This window comes from Nocardia terpenica (genome assembly GCF_013186535.1).
Lineage (GTDB): Bacteria > Actinomycetota > Actinomycetes > Mycobacteriales > Mycobacteriaceae > Nocardia > Nocardia terpenica.
Map to the genome: position 1 here is coordinate 400117 of NZ_JABMCZ010000005.1, position 23433 is coordinate 423549.

Below are 23433 nucleotides of genomic sequence, written 5' to 3' on the forward strand. Positions count from 1 at the left end.
CTCCGATCCGATCAGATCGCTGCTGTCCGGCCCGCGCTGGCTACATGGGCGAGGGCGTCGATAAGGGCAGCGGTGGGGTCGGACGGGGAATCGACTGTGCGCCAGGCGATATAGCCGTCGGGCCGGACGAGGGTCGCGCCGGAGTCGTTGAGACCGTATGCGGCCGAGAACGACTGTGCGCCCATCGGTTTCGCGTCCACGCCGATGTGCACGAATACCACCTCCACGCCGCAGACGCGGGCGGCCGTCTCGGTTGCCTCGGCCCAGCGGGGGTCCTCGGACAGCAGCACCCAGGAGCTCTGGAACAGGTCCAGCAGGGATTTCGTCTTGTCGCCCCCCAGGATTCGCAGATGCGGGGCGCGGGTGCCGGGCTGGCCCGCCCACTCGTCGGGGCGGCGGGCGGGCGGGAGGTCCGGGCCCGCACCGAGGACGGCGGTGGATCGGTAGAGCTGGCCGAGTTCGATGGCCTCATCCGGGAGGACCGGCGCCTCGGATCGGGCGGTCTTCAGGCGGGCCTTGTAGTCGGCGCGGGCGAAGATCTGCTCGTGCCGCAGTTCCGCGATCGGATGGCGTTCGGCCTCATAGGTGTCGAGCAGGGCGGGCGACGACTCACCCGACAGCACCGCGGCCAGTTTCCAGGCCAGGTTGTGGACGTCGTCGATGCCGGTATTGGCGCCGAAACCGCCACGGTTGGGCGGCAATTGGTGCGCCGCGTCACCGGCGAGGAACACCCGCCCGGCGGAGAACCGGTCGGCGATGAGGGCGGCCAACTCCCAGCGGCCGGTGGTGATCAGCTCGATGGGCACATCGGTGCGGCCGATCGCCCGCCGGATCAGCGCGCGCTGCTCGTCCTCGTCGCGGTCCACGTCGTCGGCGAGCATGAGCACCCAGCGGCCGTCGGAGTAGGTGGTGAGGAAGGACTGGAAGTCCGGCTGGTCGATCTCGAACTGCACCACACCGCGTTCCAGGTATTCGTCGAGCGGGGCGCGGAACAGGATGCTGCGCTGCACCGACACCAGTCCCTCGCCGGTGCGCTCGATACCCAGCGCCTCTCGCACGGGGCTACCCGCGCCGTCCGCCGCCACCACATACTGTGCGCGCATGCGGTATTCGCTGCCGTCGGCGCGGCGGCGCAGCGTGGCGGTGACACCGGCGGTGTCCTGGGTGAAGCCGATCAGCTCGGTGCTCGGCCGCAGCTCCGCGCCCAATTCCCGGGCTCGTTGCCGCAGAATGGGTTCCAGCCGATCCTGGGCGATGGCCGTCGCCTGCGCGGGCGAGTATTCGATCTCGGGCTTCCAGTCCTTGCCCGGCGGGGACCACGGATACTCCTCGAACCACTCGCCCGCCAGGCTCTGCACCCGGGCGCGCCGCGGCGGCGTATTGCCCTGGGTGGAGGTGGGCAGCTCGATTCCGGTGGCGCGGAACAACTCCAGTGTGCGCGTGGTGTAGCCGATGGCGCGCGGATGCAGCGAGCTGCCCGCGTGCTTCTCCACCACCACGGCCGGTACGCCGCGCCAGGCCAGGAACACCGCGGCGGACAGGCCGACCAGGCTGCCGCCGACAATGAGGACCGGCGTGGATTCGATCGTCGTGTCTGTCATGGTCATTACTCTTTTTCTCTCGGGGTGGCCAGGATGCCGTTGTTCAGCACCGACAGGGCCCACTGGACCCGGGCCTCGCCCGGGCCGGACAGCAGTTCGGCGCCGACGGCGCGGATGCGCGGGTACCGGGCGGCGTCGACGTGGCCGACGGCGAATTCCAGTGCGGCCCACTGCGAGTCGTCGTCCGGGTTCTCGCGGCGGGTCGCCTGCTCGGCGCCCGTCGCGGTGGTGACCTGCAACAGCAGATCGACCGCCCAGGACGCGGTGCGGTCGTCGACGCGGCCGCTCTCGTGCAGCAGCGCGAGCACCGCCTCCACCAGGTCCAGGTAGCGCGCCCCGGACGGCCGGTCCAGCAGGGCAGACCGGGCCAGCGCCGGGTACCGCATGAGGACCGCCAGGTAGGAGCCGAGCACGCCGCGCAGCCGCTGCTGCCAATCGCCCGCGGCCGCAACGGGACTCAGATCCACCTCGGCGAGCAGTTCGTCCAGGACGGCGGCGCGCAGCTCGCCCGCATTGCGGACGTACACATACAGCGACGCCGCCCCCGTATCCAGCTCCTCGGCCAGCCGACGCATGGTGACCCGCTCCAGACCCTCGTCCCGCATGATCTGCACCGCGGCCGAGACAATGCCCGCCCGCGACAGCGCCGGTTTGGCCGGACGCTCGCGCCTGCTACGTGGGGATTCGGTGCTCATGGACTCATGATAACGAACATGTTCGTTGCGAACAAGTTCGTGACGAACATGTTCGTTCAGGCCCCAGCTACCCTTGGTCCCGGCGTGCTTTTGGCCGGGACCTACCGGAGGATTCCGGCCAAAAGCACGCCGGAATCAAGGTGGCCGGGCGGGAAGCGATCGGGCGAGAATCGCCCCGTTAGCCGCAGCCTCCGGCGTGGCCTATTTCGGCGGTCGCTGTCGGGACGGCGAGATCTGGGATGCCCGATGGCTCCCGCTCGGCCGAATCCGGCAGGGCGGCAAGGAAATCCGGTAGGCGGTCCAGGCCCCAGAACTTTTCGCGGCCGTGGAGGAACATGGGGACGCCGAAGATGTCCTCCTCGCAGACCGATACCAGGGCGTCGAGGGCGCGCTTCTCGATGTCCGGGGAGCGTAGAAGCTCGTCGATGGTCGTGGCAATTCCGAGGTCGTCAAGGATGGTCTGGACGACCTCGGGGCGGCAGATGTCGTGGCCGGAGAGCCAGCGGGCGGCGTAGACGCGGTCGCTGTAGTCTTCGGCCAGGCCCTGATCGGCGGCGGCGAACCAGGCGAGATGCGCTGGCTCCCAATACAAATGGTCGTCCACCGGCCAGGCATTGGCCAGCCCGCGGCGGCGCGCGAGGCGGCGGACGTCGCGCAGGAGATAGAAGTGTTTGGCGCGGCTCATGGGGGTGTACGGGAATTCGTGCCCGGCGTCGGTGAGCAGGGCGGTGAAGCGTTCGTCCGGCTCCCAGAACGGCCGCCACTCCAGCCGCCGGACCAGCTCCGGGTGGTCGCGGCGCAGGTCGTGGAACGAGAGCCAGGAATACGGACTGCGGAACGAGAAGTACACTCGCGGCGGGGTTTTCACTGTTCCTCCCAAGATGCGACACTCACAGCGTGATGCCGCCGTCGACGTGCAGCACCGCGCCGGTGATGTACCGGGCGCGCTCGGATACCAGGAAGCTCACCAGCGCGGCGACGTCGGCGGGGGTGCCGAAGCGCCGCAGGGCGATGGTCTTTTCGAGCGTCGCACGTTTGGCGTCGGTCAGATGGCCGGTCATATCGCTGTCGATATAGCCGGGGACGATGGTGTTGGCCCGCACCCCGAACCGGCCCACCTCCTTGGCGAGCGACTTGGTGAAGCCGATGATCCCGGCCTTGGCCGCGCTGTAATTGGTCTGCCCCGGATTGCCGTACACCCCGGAGACCGAGGCGATGGTCACGATCGCCCCCGAGCGCTGCTTGACCATCTCGAAGACGGCCCGGCGGCAGACATGGAACACGCCGGTGAGGTTGGTGTCGACCACGCGATGCCAGCTGTCGCTGTCCATGGCCGCCAGCGACTGATCCGCCGTGACGCCCGCCGAGGTGACCACGCAATCCGGGCTGCCGAGTTCGGCGGCGGCGGTTTCCAGGAATCGGTTCACCTGGTCCTCGTCGCGCACGTCGGCGCGGATCGCCAGGACCGAGCCGCCCGTGGCCGCGGCCACCACCTTCTCGGCCGCGGTGGCGTCGCTGTTGTAGCAGAAGGCGACGTCGTAGCCGCCGCGGGCGAGCTCGAGGACGATCTCGCGGCCGATTCCGCGCGAGCCGCCGGTGACGACGGCGACGGGACGTTGATCATGCACTGGGACTCCGGAGCCGATCGAAGGGACGCAATGTGGCGGTGAGCCGGTCGATGTCGAGCACCACCCGCTCCCCCACCCGCGCGCAGCCGGTCAGGGTGCTGGCGGTGGGATAGCGCTCGAGCAGGCGCACGTGCAGGTCGATGGTGTCGCCGAAAACCACATCGGCGAGGCTGCGCACCGCGGTGAGCCTGCTGATGAGCACCGCGGGCACGGTGGCCGCGAATTCCGGTGCCAGCCGCATCATGAGCACGGCGGCGGCCTGGCACCATGCCTCCAGCACCAGCGCGGGCGGCCAGACGGTGGCCGGGTCTGGGCTCACGAATGTCGGTGTGCACCGGTGGAAGTCGATGCTCGACCGGCCCGCGCGGCCGTGCAGCCGGTCCGCGCTCACGGCGACGACGTCGTCCAGGAATGCCATCGGCGGCCGATGCGGCAGCCGGGGTTCCGTCGGCGCGCCGACCATGCGGGGCGGCGGGGTGCTGCTCGGTCGGACGGGATTGTCGCGCAACCGGATCGAGGCCAGCTTCCGGTCGCCGTCGAGCAGCCGGACCCGGATCTCCGAGCCCGCACCGACCTCCGCGTGCAGCGTGACCGGGGTGCCCGGATACACCGGCGCGGAGAACTGCGCCGAGTGAATCTGCGGCCGCCCGCCGCCGAGCAGGTCGGCGAGGTGTTCGACGGCGACCCGGCGGCTCAGATCGATCAGCAGCACCCCGGGCACCACCGCCAGATCCGGGTAGTGGCCCGCGAACAACGGCGACCCCGCATCGAAATCGCCTGTCGCCGTGAGGGTTCGGTCGTTACGCTCCACCTCCCCCAGCCTATAGGCGCCGCCGACCGCCGACCTCATCGGAACCCGCCGCGCACACGCACCACGGCGGTGACGAGATTGTGCTCATCGTAGGCGAATACGAGGGCGATCCCGGCCAAAAGCATGCCGGGAACTGAAGTGCTGGAACGAGGCACGCCAGGAGCTGGAGCGTTGGAGCGAAGCATGCCGGGAACTGGTGTGTCGTGGCGCTGCGCCAGCAGCGCCAAGGCGAAAATGCTTGCGGCGGCGCCGGTGTCGCCGATTCTGTCCTCCGGGCGCAGGACGGCACCGGCGTCCGGGAAGACCTCTAGGGCCCGGTCGCCGAGGTCCAGTGGGCCGGTGACCGCGATCGACTGTACGGACGCTGGGTCGAGGTCGGCTCGGGTCAGGGCGCGGGTGGCCTCTTCGATGGCCACGGCACCGGCGTCGGCCTCGGGGACCATTCGGGTGTACACCGGTCCGATCAGTTCCAGACCGGTTGTGGCGTCGGTGTCTTCGGCGCGATGCATGAGGAACACCCCCGCGCCCTCCGATAGTGGCGCACCGGTCGACCCGTCGGTGTGCGGATCGATGCGGGAGCGCTCGCTCGACAGTTCCTCCGCCGCACCGACGACCACGGTGTCCGCGCGGCCGGTGGCGAGCAGTCGGCGCGCGTAGTTGACCGCCATCAGACCGGCGGCGCGGCCACCGGCCACCGTCGCGTTCGGGCCCCGGAGTTTGTGCCAGATCGCGGATCGGCCTGCCGCGCAGTTCATCACGGTGTTCGGGAAGCGCGCAGGATCGACCAGATACGGCCGGTCCTCGGTGAGCGAGTCCCGGGTGAACCGCATGGTGCTGGCCACGCTGCCCGCGGTGGTGCCGAGCACGATCGCGGTCCGCGAGTCGACCAGGCCGGTGGCGCCGGGCTGGGCGATGAGATCGCCGATGGCCGCGACGGCCAGCGCCGTGACGCGGTCCATGCTGCGGGTGCCGGATCTGCCCAGGGCCGTGCGGATCTCGAAGTCGGGCACCGCGCCCGCCGCCGTCGCGGCGGCGGTGACGCCGGTGTGGAAGTGTGCGCTGGTCGGTCCGTACGGCGACAGCGCCGACCAGTGGGTGAGACGGGTGGTGGGCATGCAAGCAGTTCCTTCTGCCGGGGCGCGGCCGCTCATGCCGTGGCGGCCACGGGTTTTCCGAAGATCAGCACGGCGTTGTTGCCGCCGAAGGCGAGCCCGTTGTTCTGCACCACGGTCAGGTCGTGGTCGACGGCGTGATTGGGCACGCAGTCCAGCCCGCATTCGGGATCGGTCTCGACATGGTTGATCGTCGGTGGGATGAAGCCGTTGTCGATGGCCAGCGCGCACGCGATGGAGCCGAGCGCGCTGGCGGCGCCCATGGTGTGCCCGATCATCGACTTGATGGAGATGGTGCGCGGCGGCTCGGCCCCGTATACCGAACGGATGGCCCGGGATTCAGTGCGGTCGTTGGCGATGGTGCCGGTGCCGTGCGCGGAGATCAGGTCCACCGCTTCGGGCGCGAGCCCGGCGTCGGCCAGGGCCAGCCGCATGCATTCGGCGATGCGTTCCTCGTTGGGCGCCACCGGATGATCGCCGTCGCAGTTGAGGCCGAAGCCCAGCACCTCGGCGTAGATGTGCGCGCCGCGGGCGACGGCCGCGTCCCACGACTCCAGCAGCACCACGCCCGCGCCCTCGCCGGTCAGAATGCCCTGCCGGTTCGCATCGAACGGGCGGCACAGATCCGGCGCGACCGTCCCCAGCCGGTAGAACCCGGCGAAGGTCTTCTGGCACACCGAATCCGCGCCGCCACACAGCGCGAAGTCCGTCTCGCCGAGGCGCACCGCGTCGTAGCCGTAGCCGATCGCGTAGTTGCCCGCGGCGCAGGCCGTGGTCAGGGTGACCGCCTCCACCGACACCAGATCCAGTTCGGCCGCGACCGCCGTCGACAGCCGCGCCGCCGGAATCCGGCGCGCCAGTACGGGATCGAACGCGCCGTCCCCGTCGGCGCCCTGCGCGACGTCGCCGCGGACCAGATCGTCGAGATCGCGGGATTCGCCGTCGGTGGTGCCCACGGCGATCACCACCCGCTCGTTCCGCAGCGCGTCGGACGGTAATCCGCTGTCGCGCACCGCCATTCGGGCCGCCGCGGCGGCGAACAGGCTGGACCGGCCGTAATCCTTCGGCGAGATCCGGGTCACCGCCTCGGCCGGATCGAAATCGACCACCTCGCAACCGATATCGTGCTCGAACCCGGTGGTGTCGAAGGCGGTGATGGGCCGCGCCCCGCAGGCCCCGGACCGCAGCCCCCGCAGGAACGCCGCCGGACCCGCCCCGATGCTGCTGATCGGCCCGATGCCGGTGATCGCCACCCGGCGGGGGCGTTCCGGCACGTTCATCAGGCGGCCCCCACCCGATCGGATTCGTCGAGCACCTCGAAGATCCCGGCCATGGTGCCCATGCGGGCCAGCTTGGCCTGGTCGATCTTCACCCGGTACTTCTTCTCCAGCGACGACAGGATCTCGATCGCCAGCAGCGAATCGGCGCCGTGGTCGTCGACGAAATGGCTTGTCTCGGTGACCTCTTCGGGATCGAGCTCGAGGATGTCGCAGACGAGATCCTTGATGTCGGCGCGATCGGTGTCGGTCAGCTGCATGACAAGTACTCCTTCATTTGTTCTTTCGATGAATCAGGCCAGCTGCACGCTGACGCGGGCGCCGCCCATGACCTGTTTGCCGTCGGGCGTCTTGGCGGTGAGCCGGATGACCGCGCGGCGGTCGTCCGCCTTGTCCTCCACGACCGCCCGCACGATCATGTGACCGCCCTCGTCGTCGTCGGGCACCACGACCGGATGCGAGAAGCGGGTCACGTCGTAGCCGAGCACGGCCGCCGGATCGCCCAGCCAGTCGCTGACGATCCGGGTGGCGACGGCGATATTGAGGGTGCCGTGCGAGATGACGTTCGGCAGGCCGACGCTTTTGGCGATGCGCTCGTTCCAGTGCGTGCCGGTGAAATCCGAGCAGGCGCCGCAGTAGCGCAGCAGATCGACGCGCCGCAGCGTGACGACCTCCTCGGCGATCTGCTGTCCGACGCTCACCTCGTCGTAGGAAATCCTAGCGCTCATGCCGCATCCACCAATCCGGGGACGTGCCGGGACAGGATCGAATTGGTCACCACCGCGACACCGTTGGTATCGGTGTCGATGATGGTGTGCGTCATGTCGAACTGATCGTGCGGCCCCACCTCCCGGATGTCGGTGATCTCGGTGGTCATCAGCAGCAGATCGCCGGGATGGATCGGACGCAGGGTGCGCACCGACTGCGCCCGGTGCACGCAGATCGGCAACCTCTTCTTCCCGAATTCCGGGTCGTAGAGCGGCCAGCCGCCGAAGCGGAAGAACAGCATCACCGGAAAGCTCGGTGGCGCAATCACATCCGGGTGGCCCGCGGCCTCGGCGGCGGCGCGGTCGAGATAGATCGGATTCGGGTCGCAGGTGGCCAGCGCGTAGTCGCGGATCTTCTCCCGGCTCACCTCGTAGGGTCCGACCGGGCCGAACGTGCGGCCGATGAAATCTCGATTGAAAACTGCCATGGTGGATCAACTTTCGGTCGTGGCCGCCGGATCGGGCAGCCCCAGCGCGGCGAAGTGCCGCCGCATCTGCGCGAACATGCGCGTCAGCGTGTTGGCGTACATCTCGGTCAGCTGCGCGCCCGGCGCCGCCAGCAGCGGATAGCAGGACTGGCCCCAGCGCACCGGGTGGTCGATCTGCATGGCCAGCAGGGTCGCCACGGTGTCGGCCGCGTAGGGGCGGGCGGTGGCGTTGGCGACGACCCGCAGCCGCGGCGCGCGAAACTCGGTGGCGGCGAACGGTTCCGCCAGCGCGGCACGCGCGGGCGCCATGTAGCGGGAGTGGAAGGGACCGCTGACCCGCAGCGGGCGCACCATTTTCGCGCCCGCGTCCAGCAGCGGTCGCGTCGCCGCGGCCAGCTCGTCGACCGGTCCGGATACCACGATCTGTTGCGGCGTATTGAGATTGGCGATGTCGATGCCGGTCAGCCGGGCCGCGCCGAGCACATAGGCGAGGGTGTCCTCGGCCAGCCCGACCACGGCCGCCATGCCGCCGCCCTCTATCGCGCCCATCGCGGCCGCGCGGGCCGCCACCAGCCGCAGCCCGGTCGCGAAGTCGAACACGCCCGCGGCGTGCAGCGCGTTGTACTCACCGAGGCTGTGCCCCAGCACGATTCGCGGCTCGGGGGCCTGCTCCCGGTGGGCGGCGTAGTGCAGCGCGTTGACGACATACAGTGCGGGCTGGGTGAATTCGGTCCGGTCGAGCCGACCGTCCGGATCCTCCAGGCACAGCGTGCGCACGCTGTAGCCGAGCGCCTCGTCGGCCTGCGCGACCAGATCCGGGTACCGGTCGAACAGGTCCGCGCCCATGCCGACCTTCTGGCTCCCCTGCCCGGGGAACACCACGACATCGAACCGATCCACGGAATCGGTGTCCCCGGGCGGCAATTCGGCGACGGCGGTTCCGGCGTCGGACATACTCATCGCCCCGGCTCCAGGAGTAGGGCCGGGCACACCCGCGCCGATTTGATGCCGCGATCGGCGCGGCCCAGCCGGTGCCGGACGGTGCCGTGCAGCACGGTGCCCGACACCGCCTCGCCGCCGACCAGGCCCTCGCCCGGCAGCAGCGAGAAGGTCCAGCTGTCGCGGTGCTCGCAGTCGGGCATGACCGTGCCGCACTGTAGCGTGCGGGCGCCCCAGATCTGGCGGATCATCAGGTCGCGGGTGTCCTGGCCCTCGACCACATAGAAGTCCGGGTCGTCGTCGCCGGTGATGTCCAGGTAGCTGCCCAGCGCGATACCCGCCGGGCCGATCACCGACACCGCCAGCGTCCAGTCCGCGCCCGCCGCGGCGACCGAGACGCCCTGCGGCAGCTTCGGATCCACGAAATCGGGCGTGGTGACCTCGGTCTGGTCGGCCCGCACCGACGGCGACACCGCGCCGCGCACGTCCAGCCGCTTCGGGTCCGGGATCAGCACCGGCCCGTAGTCGACGGTGTCGGCGAAGCGGGCCTTGGCGAACCGGTCGCGCAGCGCGTCCGCCAGCCGGTGTGCCTCCTTCCATGCGGCGGGGCCGTAGGTGTCGCGCAGATAGTCCGCGTCCGGGATGGGCAGTCCGGCCTTGCGCAGCCCGTTGCGGACCGAGGCCAACTCGTTCCAGCCCGAATGAGCGAGATAGTTCACGAACGGTTCACGCATGTTGAATCTCCCCTGGGTGTGGCATCGCGCCGTCGATACGGAGGGCGAACCGGTCGAGGGCGCGCTGCCAGTCGTCGCGCATGCCACCCGTCGATGCCGGAGCGGGGCTGTCCGACCAGCTGACGGCCTCCCGGATCCCGTGCAGCGCGCTGAGGACCCACACCGGCAGCCCGGCGATATCCGCCGGACGAACCCGCTCGTATTCGACTGCGACCCCGCGTACCCCGGCGACGGCCTCGACGAGCCGCCTGGTTACGCTCGGCAGAATAGGCCCTTGCGGGTCCGGGAAGCACAGCGCCGAGCCGCGCCACCACCCGATCGCGCTGAACGCGCCCTCGCGCACACAGCCGTGCGCGTCCAGCAGCACCGCCTCGTCCGCGCCGAAATAGGTCGCGATGCGCCGCATTTCGGCCAGCCGACCCTGGTCCGGGCCCTTGATCCGCGGTTCGAGGCGCGGATCGGGCACCGTCGCCGTCCACAGCCGCACCGTGGCCGACAACTCCGGCGCGCGCCGGATGCGCACGCCGAGATCGCCCAGCGGCGAGCACTCGATGCGCGGGAACCAGCTGCCCTCGGTCGGCAGCATGGCGCGCACCCGGGACAGGAACTCCGCAAGGGTGTCCGCGCCGATGCGGTGGCGCTGCGGCACCGACGCGGCGAAGCGCTGCTCGTGCAGGTCCAACCGGCGCACGAAACCGTCGGCGCACAGCCACGAATCCATCACGTCCGGGCCGTCGAGCGCGGGGACCGGCACCAGATCGGCGGTGTCGGGGTCGAAGCGCAGCAGCTCATCCACGGCGACCGCCACCCGCCAGCGCGGTCTCGGCGGCGGCGAACACCCGCACCAGGGCGGCCGCCTTGAGCAGCATCTCCTCGTATTCGGCGGTCGGATCGGAGTCGAGCACGATGGCGCCGCCCGCGCCGATCAGCACGCTGTCGCCGCAGCGCACGGCGGTGCGGATCACGATGTTCAGGTCCGCGGTGCCGTTGCAGCCGAGGTAGCCGAGCGTGCCCGAATACACCCCGCGCGCTTCGGTTTCCAGTTCGCCGATGATGTCGGTGGTGCGCAGCTTCGGCGCGCCGGTCATGGAGCCGCCCGGGAAGCAGGCGCGCACGCAGTCCAGCGCGCCGACGCCCTCGGCCAGTTCACCGCGCACGGTGGACACCAGCTGATGCACGGTCGCGTAGGTCTCGGTGCTCATGTACTTGGGCACCGACACCGAACCGATCCGGCACACCCGGCCCAGGTCGTTGCGCAGCAGGTCGACGATCATCAGGTTCTCGGCCTGTGTCTTCGGGTCGGATTGCAATGCGGCGCGCAGGTTTTCGTCCTCGGCGGGCGTCGCGCCGCGCGGCGCGGTGCCCTTGATGGGCTTGCTCTCCACCACCCCGTCGCGGGTGATGCGCAGGAATCGTTCCGGCGAGGAACAGAACACCGTGATCCCGTCGGCGCGCAGGAACGCCGCGTACGGGGCGGGGTTCACGGTGCGCAATCGGATGTAGGCGTCCAGGTCGCTCTCGGCGTCCTCGTAGGTGGCGGGCAGGCGCAGCACATTGGTCATGCACACCTCGTAGCTGTCGCCCGCCAGCAGCCGCTGCTCGATCCGGTCGAGGGCGGCGAGATACTCCGCCCGCGGCCGCGCGTACTTCTCCACCTCCGCGAAATCGACCGTGCGCGAACTCGACCCGTCGTCGCCCTCCGGGTCGGCGGCGGGGCGGGTGCGCAGCAGGCGGGTGGTGTCCTCCAGCCAGCGCAGGTCGGCCACGGCGTCGGCGGAGGTGCCGATCGCGACGACGTAGGTGCGGTGCTGCTCGTGATCGATGACCACCAGGTGATCCGCCCGGATCCACAGCGCGTCCGGCGTCTCGGCGCGGTGGTCGCGGTTCATGCCGCACTCGGATTTCAACTCGTAACCGAAATAGCCGACGTAGCCGCCGGTCAGATCGAAGGGCAGCGCGTCCGCGCCGATGACCGGGACGCGTAGTCGGCGGTCGAGCGCGTCGAAGATCGACCCCGGCTCGGTGTGGGATCCGGTGTCGGTGTGCACCCGCACGAAGCCGTCGTCGATGCGGTAGCTGAGGGTCTCCCCCGCCGCGCCGAGCTGCGCGCCCAGGAACGAGAACCGGCCCATGCCCTCGACCACCCGCGCGCTGTCCAGCCAGAACATGCGCTCGTGCCGGTCGAAGACCTCGCGGGCCACCGCGGCCGCGTCCACCTCGGCGTCGATCACCCGCCAGCGTGCCTGCGGCCCCGGGGAATTCGTGCCGGGCGGCAGCTCGCGCCGCTCCCGGATCTCGATGGACTCCGCGGCCGATTCGCGCGCCAGCCGCAGGAAGTTGGCGATGAGCTCGCGCCCGTGCTCGGTGGACACCGACTCCGGATGGAACTGCACGCCCCAGCGCGGCAGCACCCGGTGCCGCAGCCCCATCACCACCCCATCCTCGGCGGTGGCCAGGGTCAGCAGGTCCGGCGGCAGCGGCTCGGGCACGTGCAGCGAGTGGTACCGCACCACCCGGAACGGGTTGGGAATGCCCTCGAACAGGTCCTCCCCGCAGTGCCGGACGACGCTGATGTGCCCGTGCCGGGCGCGCGGCGCGGGATCGACCCGGCCGCCGAAGAACGACCCGATGCCCTGGTGCCCGAGGCACACCCCGAGCACCGGCAGCTCGTGCCGCCGCAGAATCGTGGCGCTGTGCCCGAAATCCTCGGCGTGCTCCGGATTTCCGGGGCCGGGCGAGATGACCGCGGCGTCGAATTCGCCGAGATCCAGGTCGTACCAGTGCGGATCGTCGTTGTAGACGACCACGGGAGCGACCCCGGAGGTCACCGCGATGAGCTGATACAGATTGTAGGTATAGGAATCATGATTATCGATCAAGAGCGTGCGCATACGTCCGAGACCCCCGAAACATCCTTCGAAAAAAGCTAATTCGATATCGTGGTGGACCAGTCGAACGGCACCTCGTCGACGACGTCCCACGCGGTGGTGAGCTTGCGCAGTCCGCGGAAGTCCTGCAGCACCCGTTTCCGGTTTCCGTCGGCCCGCACGTCGGCGATGATGCGTTCGGCGTCGGGGACCCGCTCCCGATTCAGGATCGTGGCCCAGGTGGTGAAATCGGTTGCCGCGAAGGCTTCCATGGCCCGGGCCATGGCGCCCAGCAGCGTCGTCCGGTCCGTCGCGGACAGGTCGTGGAAGACGATCGTGGCCAGTTCGGCCGCCACCGAGGAGTGGCAGTATTCGTCCCGGCTGTGCAGGTCGGCGGTCGTCTTGTTGATCGGCTGCACGGTGTCGTCGCCCGCCACCAGCTCCAGCAGGGCGTTGATGGAGATCTCGGCGACGGTCATGTAGCCCAGGCCGACCAGCGCCCGATCCCGGGCCGCGGAGACCTCGTCCAGGGCGCGGGCGTGCGAGCGGACCTTCAGGCACAGCGGCAGATCGCGTTCCGACAGCGCCCAGCCGCGCCCGGCGCGGGTGGCGACGCTGGCATTGAAATGCATGAGCGTGTGATATTGCTCGTCGACCATGGCCTGGGTGGCGGCGACGGTGAACATATCGCCCAGCCCGGTGCCGAAGGCGTCCTCGGCGAGGGCCTGGAATCCGGGATTCACGACGTGCTGTTCGATATCGATCACGTTCTTGTTGAACGCGATCCAGCCCCACGCCCGCAGGCGCTGCCGGGTGGTTTCCGGCAATCGCCGATATGCCGGGTGGTCGCGGAACGGGATCATGGCCTCGGGAAAATCGGGCCGATCGGGTTCGAAGAATTCCGCCAGATCGGGTTCGGGGCGTTTCACCGAGGCGCGCCGCCCCCAATTACGGGACAGCCGCGCGATGATCGCGCTCTCGATCGGGACGTCGGGATCGTGGACGGGCAGGTCGGGCGGTGTGACAGGCGGCCGGCTCTCGACACTCACGGCCACTTCCTTTCACGGGTGTAGCGAAACCGGTTGCCGTGCAACCGCTTTGGAGCGCATCAGAAACTCGCCGAGGAATCCGTCGTGGGGTACACCGAATTCCACGCGATAGGTCGGCACCCGGCCGACGTAGACATTGCGGATGGTGGGGTCGTCGACCAGTGCGGTGACGAGGTCGTCGTCGCCGGTGACGGCGCTGACGACGAGGCTGTCGGTGAGGGCCGCCGCGTCGCCGGGCGTCCACGGCAGCACCCACGCGCAGGGGTAGGGCAGCTCCAGCCGGGCCTGCGGGGCGTCGCCGCGGTCGCAGGCGTAGACGGTGGGCCGCAGCACCACGCTGCCGTCGTCGAGCGCCACCACCATGTCCTCGGCCGACAGCACCGGCGTCGCGGCACCGGCCTGGGATCGGACGAAATCGGCGACCCTGCGACCCTCGCCGGAGGGCCAGCAGGGCAGCACGGCGGCCGGGTCCTCGGGCGGCAGCGCGGGCAGGTCGCTCAGGTGCTCGGCGAGCCGCCGCGCCACCGCGAGGTGGTCGCCTTCGACGTAGACGGCGGTGGCGTTCACGCACGCCGTACCGCCCTGGTAGGCAATCGAATCCGCGGCGAAGCGGATATCGTCGTCGGTGGCCTCGCCGGTCAGCAGGATCTTGGCCCGGCCCGGTCCCTGCGGCAGCACCCGCGGATCGTCGCGGTAGCGGCGGACCACGTCGTCGCCGCCGTACACCAGGCCGAGGTCGGCGGCGGCCAGCAGCGAGCCGACGATCTCCTGCCCGCCCGGCAGCAGCGCGATCTCGCTGCCGCCGAAACCGGCCTCCCACAGCGCGCGGACCAGCCGGTGCGGGGTGAACGGCTCGCGCCGCGACGGCCGCACCGCGACCCCGTAGCCGAGGGCGAGCGCCTCCAGCCACAGCGAGTGCACGCCGGGATGGTTGCCCGCGGCGTTCACCGCCAGCGAGCGGCCGCGCCGAATCCACACGGCGCGAGCGTCTTCCATCTCGGTCCAGTGCGCCCGCGCCCGGCTCGGCAGCGCCGCGTACGCGGTGTCGACGGCGCGGCGCGCGGCCTCGGCGATGACGTCGGCGGACGCGCGCACCACGCCGATCGGCAGCCCGGACACCGCGGCCACCAGTTCCTGGTAGTCGGCGGGGGTCAGCCCGCCGAGGGTGCCGTGCAGGAACAGGTCCCCGGCGGCGGCGAGCATCTTGTCCCGTTCCGCCACCGGCCGGGCCGGGTGCCGACCGACGTCGGCCATTGTCCGCTTCACGAAAAGGTCTGGCACCAAGCCGAGTTCGGCCCGCAGATCGCCGCGGACATCGCGGATCTGCGCACGCCGGATCGGAGTGTAGGCGCCTCGACTGCCCAGGGCGTCGAGCACGGGGACCATCAATACACGCCTTCGATCACGGTCGTCTCGTCGAACGACTTCAGCGGTTCGACATCGGCGACCGCGTCGCCGGGCATCCCGGGCTGTGCCTCGAAGCGCAGGGCGGTGTCGCGTTCCGGATTGTTCGGCAGGAACATGCCTTTGGAGACCAGGTTCATCACGACCTGGCCGCGCTCGCCGTAGGGCACGGGCTGCCGGGTCTGCGGGTCGACCACGTTGAAGGCGATGAAGGGGCCGAGCGGGTCGAAGATGCAGGGCTCGTCGTCGCGCAGGCCGATGCGTTCCATGGAGCCACCACACACCATGGTGCTGCCGTAGCCGCCCTGCAGGGTGATGCCGGGGAACACCTCGGTGCGGAACAGGTGCCGGGTGTCGGCGTCCATATGCATTCCGCCCCACTGGATGTAGCGCACCTTGCGGTTGATCAGGTCGGCGAGATGCGGGTCGGCGGCCATGCGCTCGAGCAGCGCGGGGGTGGTCACCATGACCGCGATGTCCTGGGTCTCGAGCAGGTAGGTCGCCTGCTCGATCAGGTGCGCCGCGTAGGCTCCCGCGCCTTCCAGGTCACCTCCGGCGATGCGCTTCTTGACCCAGCGCGGATCCATATCGATGGTGAACAGCAGCCCGCCGCCGCGGTGCGCCTGTTCCTTGAGGGCCGCGCCGAAGATGTGCGGGCCCGACGGCATGATGCCGAGCCAGTTGCCGCCGGGCTCCTGGCCGCGCTTGCGGAACTGCTGCTCGCTGAAGGCGAGCCAGCGGTCCATCCACTCGTGTGTGCACAGCACGCGCTTGGGCGCGCCGGTGGTGCCACCGCTCTCGTAGACGCCGTACACGTCGGCCGAGCGCAGGCCCTGGGGAATGAGATCCTCCACGCGGATATCGCGCAGATCGTTGACGACGTTGGGGAATTTGGCCAGATCGGCGAAGGTGCGGATCTCTTCGATCGGATCGAATCCGAGCTTCGGCAGCCGGTCGAGCCAGAATCGGGAACCGGTGTCGGGGCCGAAGTGCCAGCGAACGGCCTCGCGAACCAATTGATCGGCGTCGGGATAGCTGCCGATGGGACAGTCGAGCGCGGAACCCTCGACGGAGGAGGAGACAGACATCTAGTACAAACCTCGAGAAAAGCGTAGTAAAGCCGCAGCGATATCTCGCTCGTCGTTGTCGTCCGCGCGCCGTTGCGCGTCGAATGTTATTTGTTCGCGGCGGCGCTGAATTCCAGCACCAGGCGCGGATCGTAGAACAGTTCGGCCTTGTCGATGACACCGTCGGTGAGGGTGAGAATCTCGGCGGCCGTGGTGGTGCCCTCGATGCCGGGCAGCTCCCACTCGACGACCGACAGCACGGTGTCGTCGCCGCTGAAGAACTGGTCGCGTACGCGGAAATCGAGTGCGACAGGGCCGAATTGGGCCGCCATCGCCTGGACCTGGTCGCGCCCGCGCAACGTTGCGACGGGGCTGACGAAGGCGAAATCGTCGGCCAGCGGGACCTTGCTCAGATCGCCGTTCAGTTCGACCCATGCCTCGTAGTAGCTGTCGACTGCTTCACGGTTCGGCATAACTCATCTCCTTTTGCTCGGAGCACAGCGCACATCGCGAGGATGTCCGCGGAGCCTGCCCTGCTGTTGCGTCATTCAAATGTTCAACCCGGCTTGTTCGCCATGCTAGCAGTGTCGTTCCGGATCTGCCGGAGCCGATTCGGGTCGGCCCGGGAACTGTGGGTTACGGATTCCACTATCCCGGAGCCGGGTGAGAGCGTCATCCCCCGGTCGGGTGAAATAGCGCGAGTTCGCGGGCGAGACGGTGGGATTCACCCGCGCCGCCCGCGACCGGATACAGATCCGACCGGCTGGTATTCATGTGGCGTTTGCAGACCGAGCGCTCGGCTGCGTTCGATCGCGGTCACCCGGGAGGTGACGCCGAGTTTCCGATACACCGCCTGCAGTTGGGATTTGACCGTATTGACCGAAACGAATCGGCGCGCCGCAATCTCGGCGTAGGTCAATTCCGTTGCCAGAAACGGGATCAGGTCGAGTTCGGCGCCGGTCAGCGGTTCGCTCAGCGCGCCCGGATTCGGCTCGCCGCGCGCGGGCGCCGCGCCCGCGTGCAGCGCCGCGTCGTGGTCCAGCGCCCGCAGCACCGCGTCGGTGTAGGCGGTCGGCAGCCGGGTGCCCGCCTGCGCCGCGTCCTGCAGGAAGCGGGCGGTGTCCGCGCCGCCGACCTCGATCAGGGTGCGCACCATCATCCGGGGCGCGGCCAGCTCCAGCGCGGCGCGGACGTGCGCGGCGGCCGAGTCGGGCGCGCCGCCCCGGTGGCACGCGCGGGCGAGCAGCATGTGCAGCCGGACCAGCGACGGGGTGGGCCGTCGAACACCGTTGTGCAGCAACGCGTCCACCGAGTCCCGCACCATCGCGGGGTCGGCCCCGTCGGCGAAGTCGAACCAGGCGCGCAGGCACCGGTACACCGAGGCGTCGCCGACGAGCCGGTGCACCTCCGACAGCCAGCCGTGCGCGCCGGCCAGGTCGCCGTCCACCAGCCGCAGCCGCACCTGCTGCTCGACCACCTGGAGCCGCACGAATTCCGGTAGCGCGCCGCGCATATCGATGCCCATCGCGTCGCGCAGCACGCCGAACGCCTCGCTGACCCGGCCCTGATAGAACAGACTGCGGCTCAGCCCGATCATGCCGCGGGCACGCATCGCCACCCGGTCGGGCAGCGTGCCGATCCGGGCGGCGGTCCGGAACCGCTCCTCCGCGGCGACGACATCGTTTCGCTCGCACAGCATTTCGCCGAGGGCGATGTGCGCGTCCAGGGTCGGCGGGCGGTCGGTCAGCCCGACCTGCTCGGCGGCGCTGAGCGCCAGCTCGGCGTACTCGCGGACCTGTTCGGTCTCGCCGAGATGGCTCAGCAGCGCCGCCTTCTTCGCGGGGAAGGAGACCACGGCGTGCGGATACACGCCCTCGCGCGCCCGCTCCAGGCCGTCGCGCAGCACCTCCGACGCGGCGTCGAAGCGGTCGGTGCAGTCGTACGCCTCGGCCAGCGCCTCCATCATCACCAGCCGGGGATAGGTGTCGCGGTGGCGGCTGGCCGATTCGCGGCGGTCGAGCAGCGCGGTGGCGCGTTCGCCCCAGGTGATGGTCCGGTTCAGATCACCGAGCGTCCAGTAGGCGTAGGAGCGCAGGCAGCTCGCCTCGGCGGCGGCATCGTCGTTGTCCGGCAACCGATCCGTGTGCTCGCACCACAGCAGCGCCTCGGCGGGCTGGTCGGTGCACAGCGCGAAATGCGCCATCCGGACCGACAGCGCCGGGTGCTGCTCGATGACGTGCCGCGGCAGCTGCGCGAACAGCGTGCTCAGGTCGTCGTCGAGGTGATGGGAGCCGACCGCCGACACGATCCGGGTGAGCAGGGCCGCGGCGCAGTCGAAGTCGCGCGCCGCGACCGCGTGGTCGAATCCCTCGATCGGCCGGTCGGCGTCGGCGAGCCAGTGGGCGGCCCGCAGGTGCGCCCGCTTGGCCCGGTCGGGTTCCACGCGGGCCAGCTCGCCGCGCAGGAATTCCGCGAACAGCGTGTGGAAGCGGTAGGTTTCGCCGTCGTCGAGCGCGAGCAGGAACCCGCCCTCGGCCTCGAGCGCGCACAGCATCGCGCCGCTGTCGCCGCGGCCGGTCACCGCCTGGCAGATATCGGCGGCCAGCACGTCGAGCACGGCAGAGTCGAGCAGGAACTCGCGCATCTGCGGCGAGCGGTGATCGAGCACCTCGTGCAGCAGGAAGTCCGCGACATCGCGGCTGCGCCCGCCGAAGGCCCGCAGGAAGGCCTCGGGGTCCTGGCGGCCCGCCAGCGCGCGGCCCGCCAGGTGCAGCCCGGCGATCCAGCCCTCGCACCGCTCCACCAGCAGCTCGGTCTGGCGGGGCGCGAGGTGGCCGACCTGTCCGGCGAGGTAGGCGCGCGCCTCGTCGGGGGTGAAAGCCAGTTCGGCGACGCCGATCTCGGTCAGCTCGCCCCGCACCCGCAGCGCGGCGCTGCGCCGCAGCGGGGTGGTGGTGCGGCTGGTCAGCAGCAGATGCACCGGCGGGGGCAGCACGTCGGCGAGCAGGTCGAGCAGGGCGCGGACATTGTCCCGGCGCAGCACGTGCGCGTCCTCCAGGACCAGCACCGAGCGCTGCGGGACGTCGTCGAGCGCCTCGCGCAGGCCGCACCGGAACGCGTCGGACGCCTCCCGGGTGGGATCGCGCATGTCCTTGCGCACCATGGCTTCCAGATCGCGCAGCAGCTGCGGATCGGTGCCGAATCGGTCCAGCGCCTCGAGCAGCCGGCGGGCGAGGCGGGGCAGGTCGTCGTCGCGCTCCTGCAGCGAGATCACCGCGACGCGGCGCTCCCGCATGCGCGGGGTGTCGAGCCACTGCGACAGCAGCGCGGTCTTGCCGTAGCCGGCGGGCGCCACCACGGCGGTGATGCGGCCCGACAGTGCCGCGCGCAGGCGGGCGATCAGCCGCGCGCGCACGACCGGCGCGTGCGCGCCTCGCGAGCAGGACGTCGAATCACTATGGAGCTCTGTGTGGTTCGGGTGTCCGTCGAAGAGTGCTGCGAACACCGATGATCACCTCGTCGCTCGAGGTCCACCCCGGCACCAGTGTCGGCGGGCCGACTCCCGCCCCGAGCCGTCGCCAGCGATCATGCGCTCCACCCCCGTGTACGTCCGGTATACGAAAGAGTATCGGCGAACGCGCCGATATCGCATCGCGAAAGTGATTGTGCCAGCTCAATGCGCTTCGAGCCCGTGCGGTTCACCCCGTAAGTCTGCCCTCGGCGTCCGGAGTCGGCCAGAAATTCACGGTCGCGCCCCGCGTGTGTGCGGGGGGCGTGGCGGCGCCGATCGCGATAGTCTGCGGGAATGTGGTTCGGGTCGGGCCGATTCGACGATCGCGCGCTGTCCTCGTGGTTGCTGACACCGCGCCGGTTACGCACCCTGCTGAACCTCGCGCCGCCGCTGCTGTTGCTCGGCGTGCGCATCGAAGCCGTTGCGGAGGACTGGACCTCGGTCGACGTGGCGCTGCGGGTGCGGCGCTGGAACTCCGATCAGCGCGGCGAGGCGCCCGGATGGTCGATGTTCGCCATGTGCGATCCGTTCTTCGCGATGCTGGCGCTGGGGCAGCTGGGCGCCGGCTACCGGGTGCGGAATTCGTCCGCCCGGATGGAGTTCCTGGCCCCGGGCCGAGGCGTCGTGCGCGCCACCATGGAACTGCCGCGCGAGACCGTGGCCGGGATCCGGCGCACCATCGGCGCCGGGGAGCGCTCGGTCACCGAGCACGAGGCGGTCCTCGTCGACGGGAACGGGGTGGTCGTGGCCCGGGCGCGGCAGCGGCTGTACGTCACCGCCGCACGCTGACCGACCATCCCGCCGGGCGGTACGGGAGAGGGGGTAGGGGCTTTCCCGCGCGGCTCCATTTCATCGAAACGTCATTTCGTGATTCGCGGCGGCGTAACTCGAGCGGCGTGGTTCCCAGTTGAACAATAGGGTTGCACCCAGCTGAACAATTATCCGGAGCGACCGGTGGGCACTCGGTGCTGCGCGCGGGCGATCATCGGGCTGATCGTATCGATCACTTCGAGCCGACCCCTGATCGCGAGTTCCGTGCCGGAGCTACCGTCCGGGGATTGTCGAGTCATGCTTCCCTGCAATTCATCTGCGGTGCTCACCTGGCCGAACCTGTCTCAGCGACCGTCTTTGTATCATTCCGAAGTCCGTGTCCCGCAACGGTTCAGCGAAACTCCAGGGGTTATCGGTTCGTGAAACACCCAGCGCCGATGTCTCGATCCGATTAAAATGTTGTCCGTACTCGGTGTGGATTTCCTTGCCCGACAAAGACTTCCGTTCCCGGCGGAAGGTCGCCGTCGTGTGCCCGCATATGACGACCACTACAGGGATTGGTGTGCCGATGCGAATATCAGCCCCCATAACCGTATCGGCGCTCATAGTCGCCGGATTACTCATCGCGGGATCGGGTGCGCGCCACGCGCCTCCGCTCACCGCCTCCCAGGCGCTGTCGGCGTCGACCGATCGCGTCATCGAGTCCGCGGCCGTCGATATGCGCCTGGTTCCGGCGGCGCCGTCGCCCGCGCGGACGCTGCGCGCCATGACGCCGCCCGCCGACGGCGCCGTGCCCCCCGACGGCTCGGTCCCGCTGCAGAACGTGTCGGTACCGGCGGGCGCCGCCATGGGCATTCCGTCGATCGTGCTCGCCGCCTACCGCAATGCCGAACTGGCACTGCGCACCTCGGAACCCAAGTGCGGTCTGACCTGGAATCTGCTCGCGGGTATCGGCAAGATCGAGTCCGATCACGCGGCCAACGGCCGCACGGACGCGAACGGCACCACGCTGGCCCCCATCTACGGACCGGCGCTGGACGGCTCGCTGCCCGGCAACGAGGTGGTCAAGGCGTCCGACGGCAGTTTCGTCCGGGCCGTCGGCCCCATGCAGTTCCTTCCCGGCACCTGGTATCTGTACGCCTCCGACGGCCGGGGCGCCGGACATCCGGACCCGAACAATGTCTTCGACGCGGCGCTCGCGGCCGGGAAGTACCTGTGCTCGGGCGGTATGGATCTCGGCGATCCCAAGCAGGAGCTGCGGGCGGTGTTGCGCTACAACAACTCCCTGGCCTATGCCGCGCTGGTGCTGAGCTGGTCCAATGCGTATCGGACCGGCGGTGTGCCCACCCAGGTCGAGCTCTCCCCCGACAGCGTTCCGCCGGGCGGCATGCCGCAGGGTGCGGGATCGGGCATGCAGCTGGTCTCCGACGTCCAGCCGCTGACGTCCACCACCACGCCCACGCCGACCACCACGGTCACGCCGACGACGACATCGGCGACGACGACATCGGCGACCACGACGCCGACCACCACCACGCCGACGGTCACACCCACCGACACCTACTCCGACACCGTGACCACCACCCCGGTGAGTCCGGGCATCACGGCCAGCATCCAGGCCGGGCCCACGCCGGGAATCTCGGCCACCATCAACGGGCCCGGCTTCCAGGTGACGATCAATATCCAGGGTCTGCCCCCGATCCCCTGCGGCATCTTCTGCGCGGTGGCCGTGCCGGATCCGTGTGCGCCGCTACCGATTCCGCAGATCCCGCAGCCGGATCAGCCGGGTCGGCCGATCGAGGATCAGCAGTGGTGGCCGCAGGCGCTGCCCAAGCTCGCCGACGCCGATTCGCTGCGCCTGCCGACGCTGTGCGACAACCCCGATCAGCCGCCGCCGATCCCGACCTCGCTCCCGACGACATCGTGGCCGCTACCGACGCTGCCCACGGATACGACACCGCCCCCGTGGCTGACACTGCCCACGGATACGCCGTCGCCGTGGCCGACTCCGAGCACGACCGCACCGGCACCGACGACGGATACGACCGTGCCGACGACGACATCGAATCCGCCGACCTGGCCGACGGATACGCCGACGCCGCCGAGCCAGACGACGACGCCCACGAGCACGTCCACGCAGTCCCCCACCACCACAACCCAACCCGTGCCGACGACGACCACGCAGGCACCGCCGACCACGACAACGGTCCAGCCGACCACGACGGCTCCCCCGACCACCACAACCGTCCCACCCGACAATCTGCAGGAGCGCGCTCAGACACCCACGACGACAACGCAACCCAGTACGACACCACCGAGTACGAGTACGACACAACCGAGTACAACGCCACCACCCACCCCCACGACAGCCCAGCCTCCCGCCCAGCTCGCGCCGGACAGCACCACACCGCAGACTCCGGTCGCCCGCCGAACCCAAACCACCACAACCATTCCCGACGACCAGACCTCCGCGCCACCGGTGCCCACCAGCACCGCGCAGAAGCCGGTCGCAAAGCCGACCACTACCACCCCGCCCGTCGATCCGAAACCTCAATCGCAGGCTCCCACAACGGAACCCGCCCGGCGGCAGCCGATTCAGCAAACCCCCGCGGCACCCGCTCCGGCCCAGCCGCCGAGCAAGCAACAGCCCGCGCCGACCACCCAGAAGAAGCCCCCACAGATAGCACCCACAACCACACCCGTCCCCGCGGGATAGGAGTTCCGGGCCCTACCCGAGGGTGACCCACTCGCAGGGGTGCCCGCCACCCCTGC

Annotated in this window: 21 protein-coding genes; 2 read left to right on the forward strand and 19 right to left on the reverse strand. The window is 69.9% G+C overall.

Going from position 1 to position 23433, the window contains the following annotated elements; genetic code table 11:
• Positions 1–11 precede the first annotated feature (11 nt).
• The 19 genes from HPY32_RS37745 to HPY32_RS46355 all read right to left on the reverse strand — a co-directional run bounded on the left by HPY32_RS37745 (position 12) and on the right by HPY32_RS46355 (position 19794).
• On the reverse strand, positions 12–1601 hold the full coding sequence (locus tag HPY32_RS37745) for an FAD-dependent monooxygenase (protein WP_156674468.1): 1590 nt from the start codon (positions 1599–1601) through the stop codon (positions 12–14).
• 5 nt (positions 1602–1606) lie between these two features.
• On the reverse strand, positions 1607–2296 hold the full coding sequence (locus HPY32_RS37750) for a TetR/AcrR family transcriptional regulator (RefSeq protein ID WP_067588375.1): 690 nt from the start codon (positions 2294–2296) through the stop codon (positions 1607–1609).
• Positions 2297–2474: 178 nt separating this feature from the next.
• Positions 2475–3164 (reverse strand): DsbA family protein, encoded by a 690-nt coding sequence (locus HPY32_RS37755; protein ID WP_067588374.1) that lies wholly within the window; start codon positions 3162–3164, stop codon positions 2475–2477.
• 22 nt (positions 3165–3186) lie between these two features.
• Positions 3187–3924, reverse strand: a complete 738-nt coding sequence (fabG, locus tag HPY32_RS37760) for a 3-oxoacyl-ACP reductase FabG (RefSeq protein WP_067588372.1) — start codon at positions 3922–3924, stop codon at positions 3187–3189.
• The gene (locus tag HPY32_RS37765) at positions 3917–4735 is read right to left on the reverse strand and encodes an ApeI family dehydratase (RefSeq protein WP_156674466.1); all 819 of its coding nucleotides are present in this window, start codon (positions 4733–4735) and stop codon (positions 3917–3919) included. The genes fabG and HPY32_RS37765 overlap by 8 nt, the downstream gene beginning before the upstream one ends.
• Before the next feature lie 35 nt (positions 4736–4770).
• Entirely contained in the window at positions 4771–5850 is a 1080-nt protein-coding gene (locus HPY32_RS37770) for a beta-ketoacyl synthase N-terminal-like domain-containing protein (protein ID WP_067588368.1), read from the reverse strand.
• Between the two features lie 32 nt (positions 5851–5882).
• Positions 5883–7127, reverse strand: a complete 1245-nt coding sequence (locus tag HPY32_RS37775) for a beta-ketoacyl-[acyl-carrier-protein] synthase family protein (protein ID WP_067588366.1) — start codon at positions 7125–7127, stop codon at positions 5883–5885.
• A complete protein-coding gene (locus tag HPY32_RS37780) occupies positions 7127–7384 on the reverse strand; it encodes an acyl carrier protein (RefSeq protein ID WP_067588364.1) in 258 nt (85 codons plus the stop codon). The genes HPY32_RS37775 and HPY32_RS37780 overlap by 1 nt, the downstream gene beginning before the upstream one ends.
• 33 nt (positions 7385–7417) lie before the next feature.
• A complete protein-coding gene (locus HPY32_RS37785; protein ID WP_067588362.1) occupies positions 7418–7852 on the reverse strand; it encodes a MaoC/PaaZ C-terminal domain-containing protein in 435 nt (144 codons plus the stop codon).
• Positions 7849–8319: an FAS1-like dehydratase domain-containing protein gene (locus HPY32_RS37790; protein ID WP_067588360.1), complete on the reverse strand. Its 471-nt coding sequence runs from the start codon at positions 8317–8319 to the stop codon at positions 7849–7851. Before HPY32_RS37790 ends, HPY32_RS37785 begins: the two co-directional genes overlap by 4 nt.
• A gap of 6 nt (positions 8320–8325) precedes the next feature.
• Entirely contained in the window at positions 8326–9279 is a 954-nt protein-coding gene (fabD, locus tag HPY32_RS37795) for an ACP S-malonyltransferase (protein ID WP_197696502.1), read from the reverse strand.
• A complete protein-coding gene (locus HPY32_RS37800; RefSeq protein WP_067588359.1) occupies positions 9276–9992 on the reverse strand; it encodes a hypothetical protein in 717 nt (238 codons plus the stop codon). Before HPY32_RS37800 ends, fabD begins: the two co-directional genes overlap by 4 nt.
• Positions 9985–10788 carry an aminotransferase class IV gene (locus HPY32_RS37805; protein WP_156674465.1) on the reverse strand — a complete coding sequence of 268 codons (804 nt, stop codon included), beginning with the start codon at positions 10786–10788 and terminating at the stop codon, positions 9985–9987. The genes HPY32_RS37800 and HPY32_RS37805 overlap by 8 nt, the downstream gene beginning before the upstream one ends.
• Positions 10781–12883 carry an aminodeoxychorismate synthase component I gene (gene pabB / locus HPY32_RS37810; protein WP_067588355.1) on the reverse strand — a complete coding sequence of 701 codons (2103 nt, stop codon included), beginning with the start codon at positions 12881–12883 and terminating at the stop codon, positions 10781–10783. The genes HPY32_RS37805 and pabB overlap by 8 nt, the downstream gene beginning before the upstream one ends.
• A 35-nt stretch (positions 12884–12918) precedes the next feature.
• Entirely contained in the window at positions 12919–13908 is a 990-nt protein-coding gene (locus HPY32_RS37815) for an AurF N-oxygenase family protein (protein ID WP_231951646.1), read from the reverse strand.
• 12 nt (positions 13909–13920) lie between these two features.
• Positions 13921–15294, reverse strand: a complete 1374-nt coding sequence (locus HPY32_RS37820) for an aldehyde dehydrogenase family protein (protein ID WP_067588351.1) — start codon at positions 15292–15294, stop codon at positions 13921–13923.
• The gene (locus HPY32_RS37825; RefSeq protein ID WP_067588349.1) at positions 15294–16400 is read right to left on the reverse strand and encodes an AMP-binding protein; all 1107 of its coding nucleotides are present in this window, start codon (positions 16398–16400) and stop codon (positions 15294–15296) included. The genes HPY32_RS37820 and HPY32_RS37825 overlap by 1 nt, the downstream gene beginning before the upstream one ends.
• Before the next feature lie 86 nt (positions 16401–16486).
• Entirely contained in the window at positions 16487–16852 is a 366-nt protein-coding gene (locus tag HPY32_RS37830) for a nuclear transport factor 2 family protein (protein WP_067588346.1), read from the reverse strand.
• 251 nt (positions 16853–17103) lie between these two features.
• Complete coding sequence (locus tag HPY32_RS46355) at positions 17104–19794, reverse strand: winged helix-turn-helix domain-containing protein (RefSeq protein WP_067588344.1); 2691 nt, start codon at positions 19792–19794, stop codon at positions 17104–17106.
• A gap of 390 nt (positions 19795–20184) precedes the next feature.
• Between HPY32_RS46355 and HPY32_RS37840 the strand changes: the two genes are divergently transcribed.
• Both HPY32_RS37840 and HPY32_RS46360 read left to right on the forward strand, forming a co-directional pair.
• Positions 20185–20679, forward strand: a complete 495-nt coding sequence (locus HPY32_RS37840; RefSeq protein WP_067588341.1) for a DUF4442 domain-containing protein — start codon at positions 20185–20187, stop codon at positions 20677–20679.
• Positions 20680–21229: 550 nt separating this feature from the next.
• Positions 21230–23377: a lytic transglycosylase domain-containing protein gene (locus tag HPY32_RS46360; RefSeq protein WP_067588339.1), complete on the forward strand. Its 2148-nt coding sequence runs from the start codon at positions 21230–21232 to the stop codon at positions 23375–23377.
• Positions 23378–23433 lie beyond the last annotated feature (56 nt).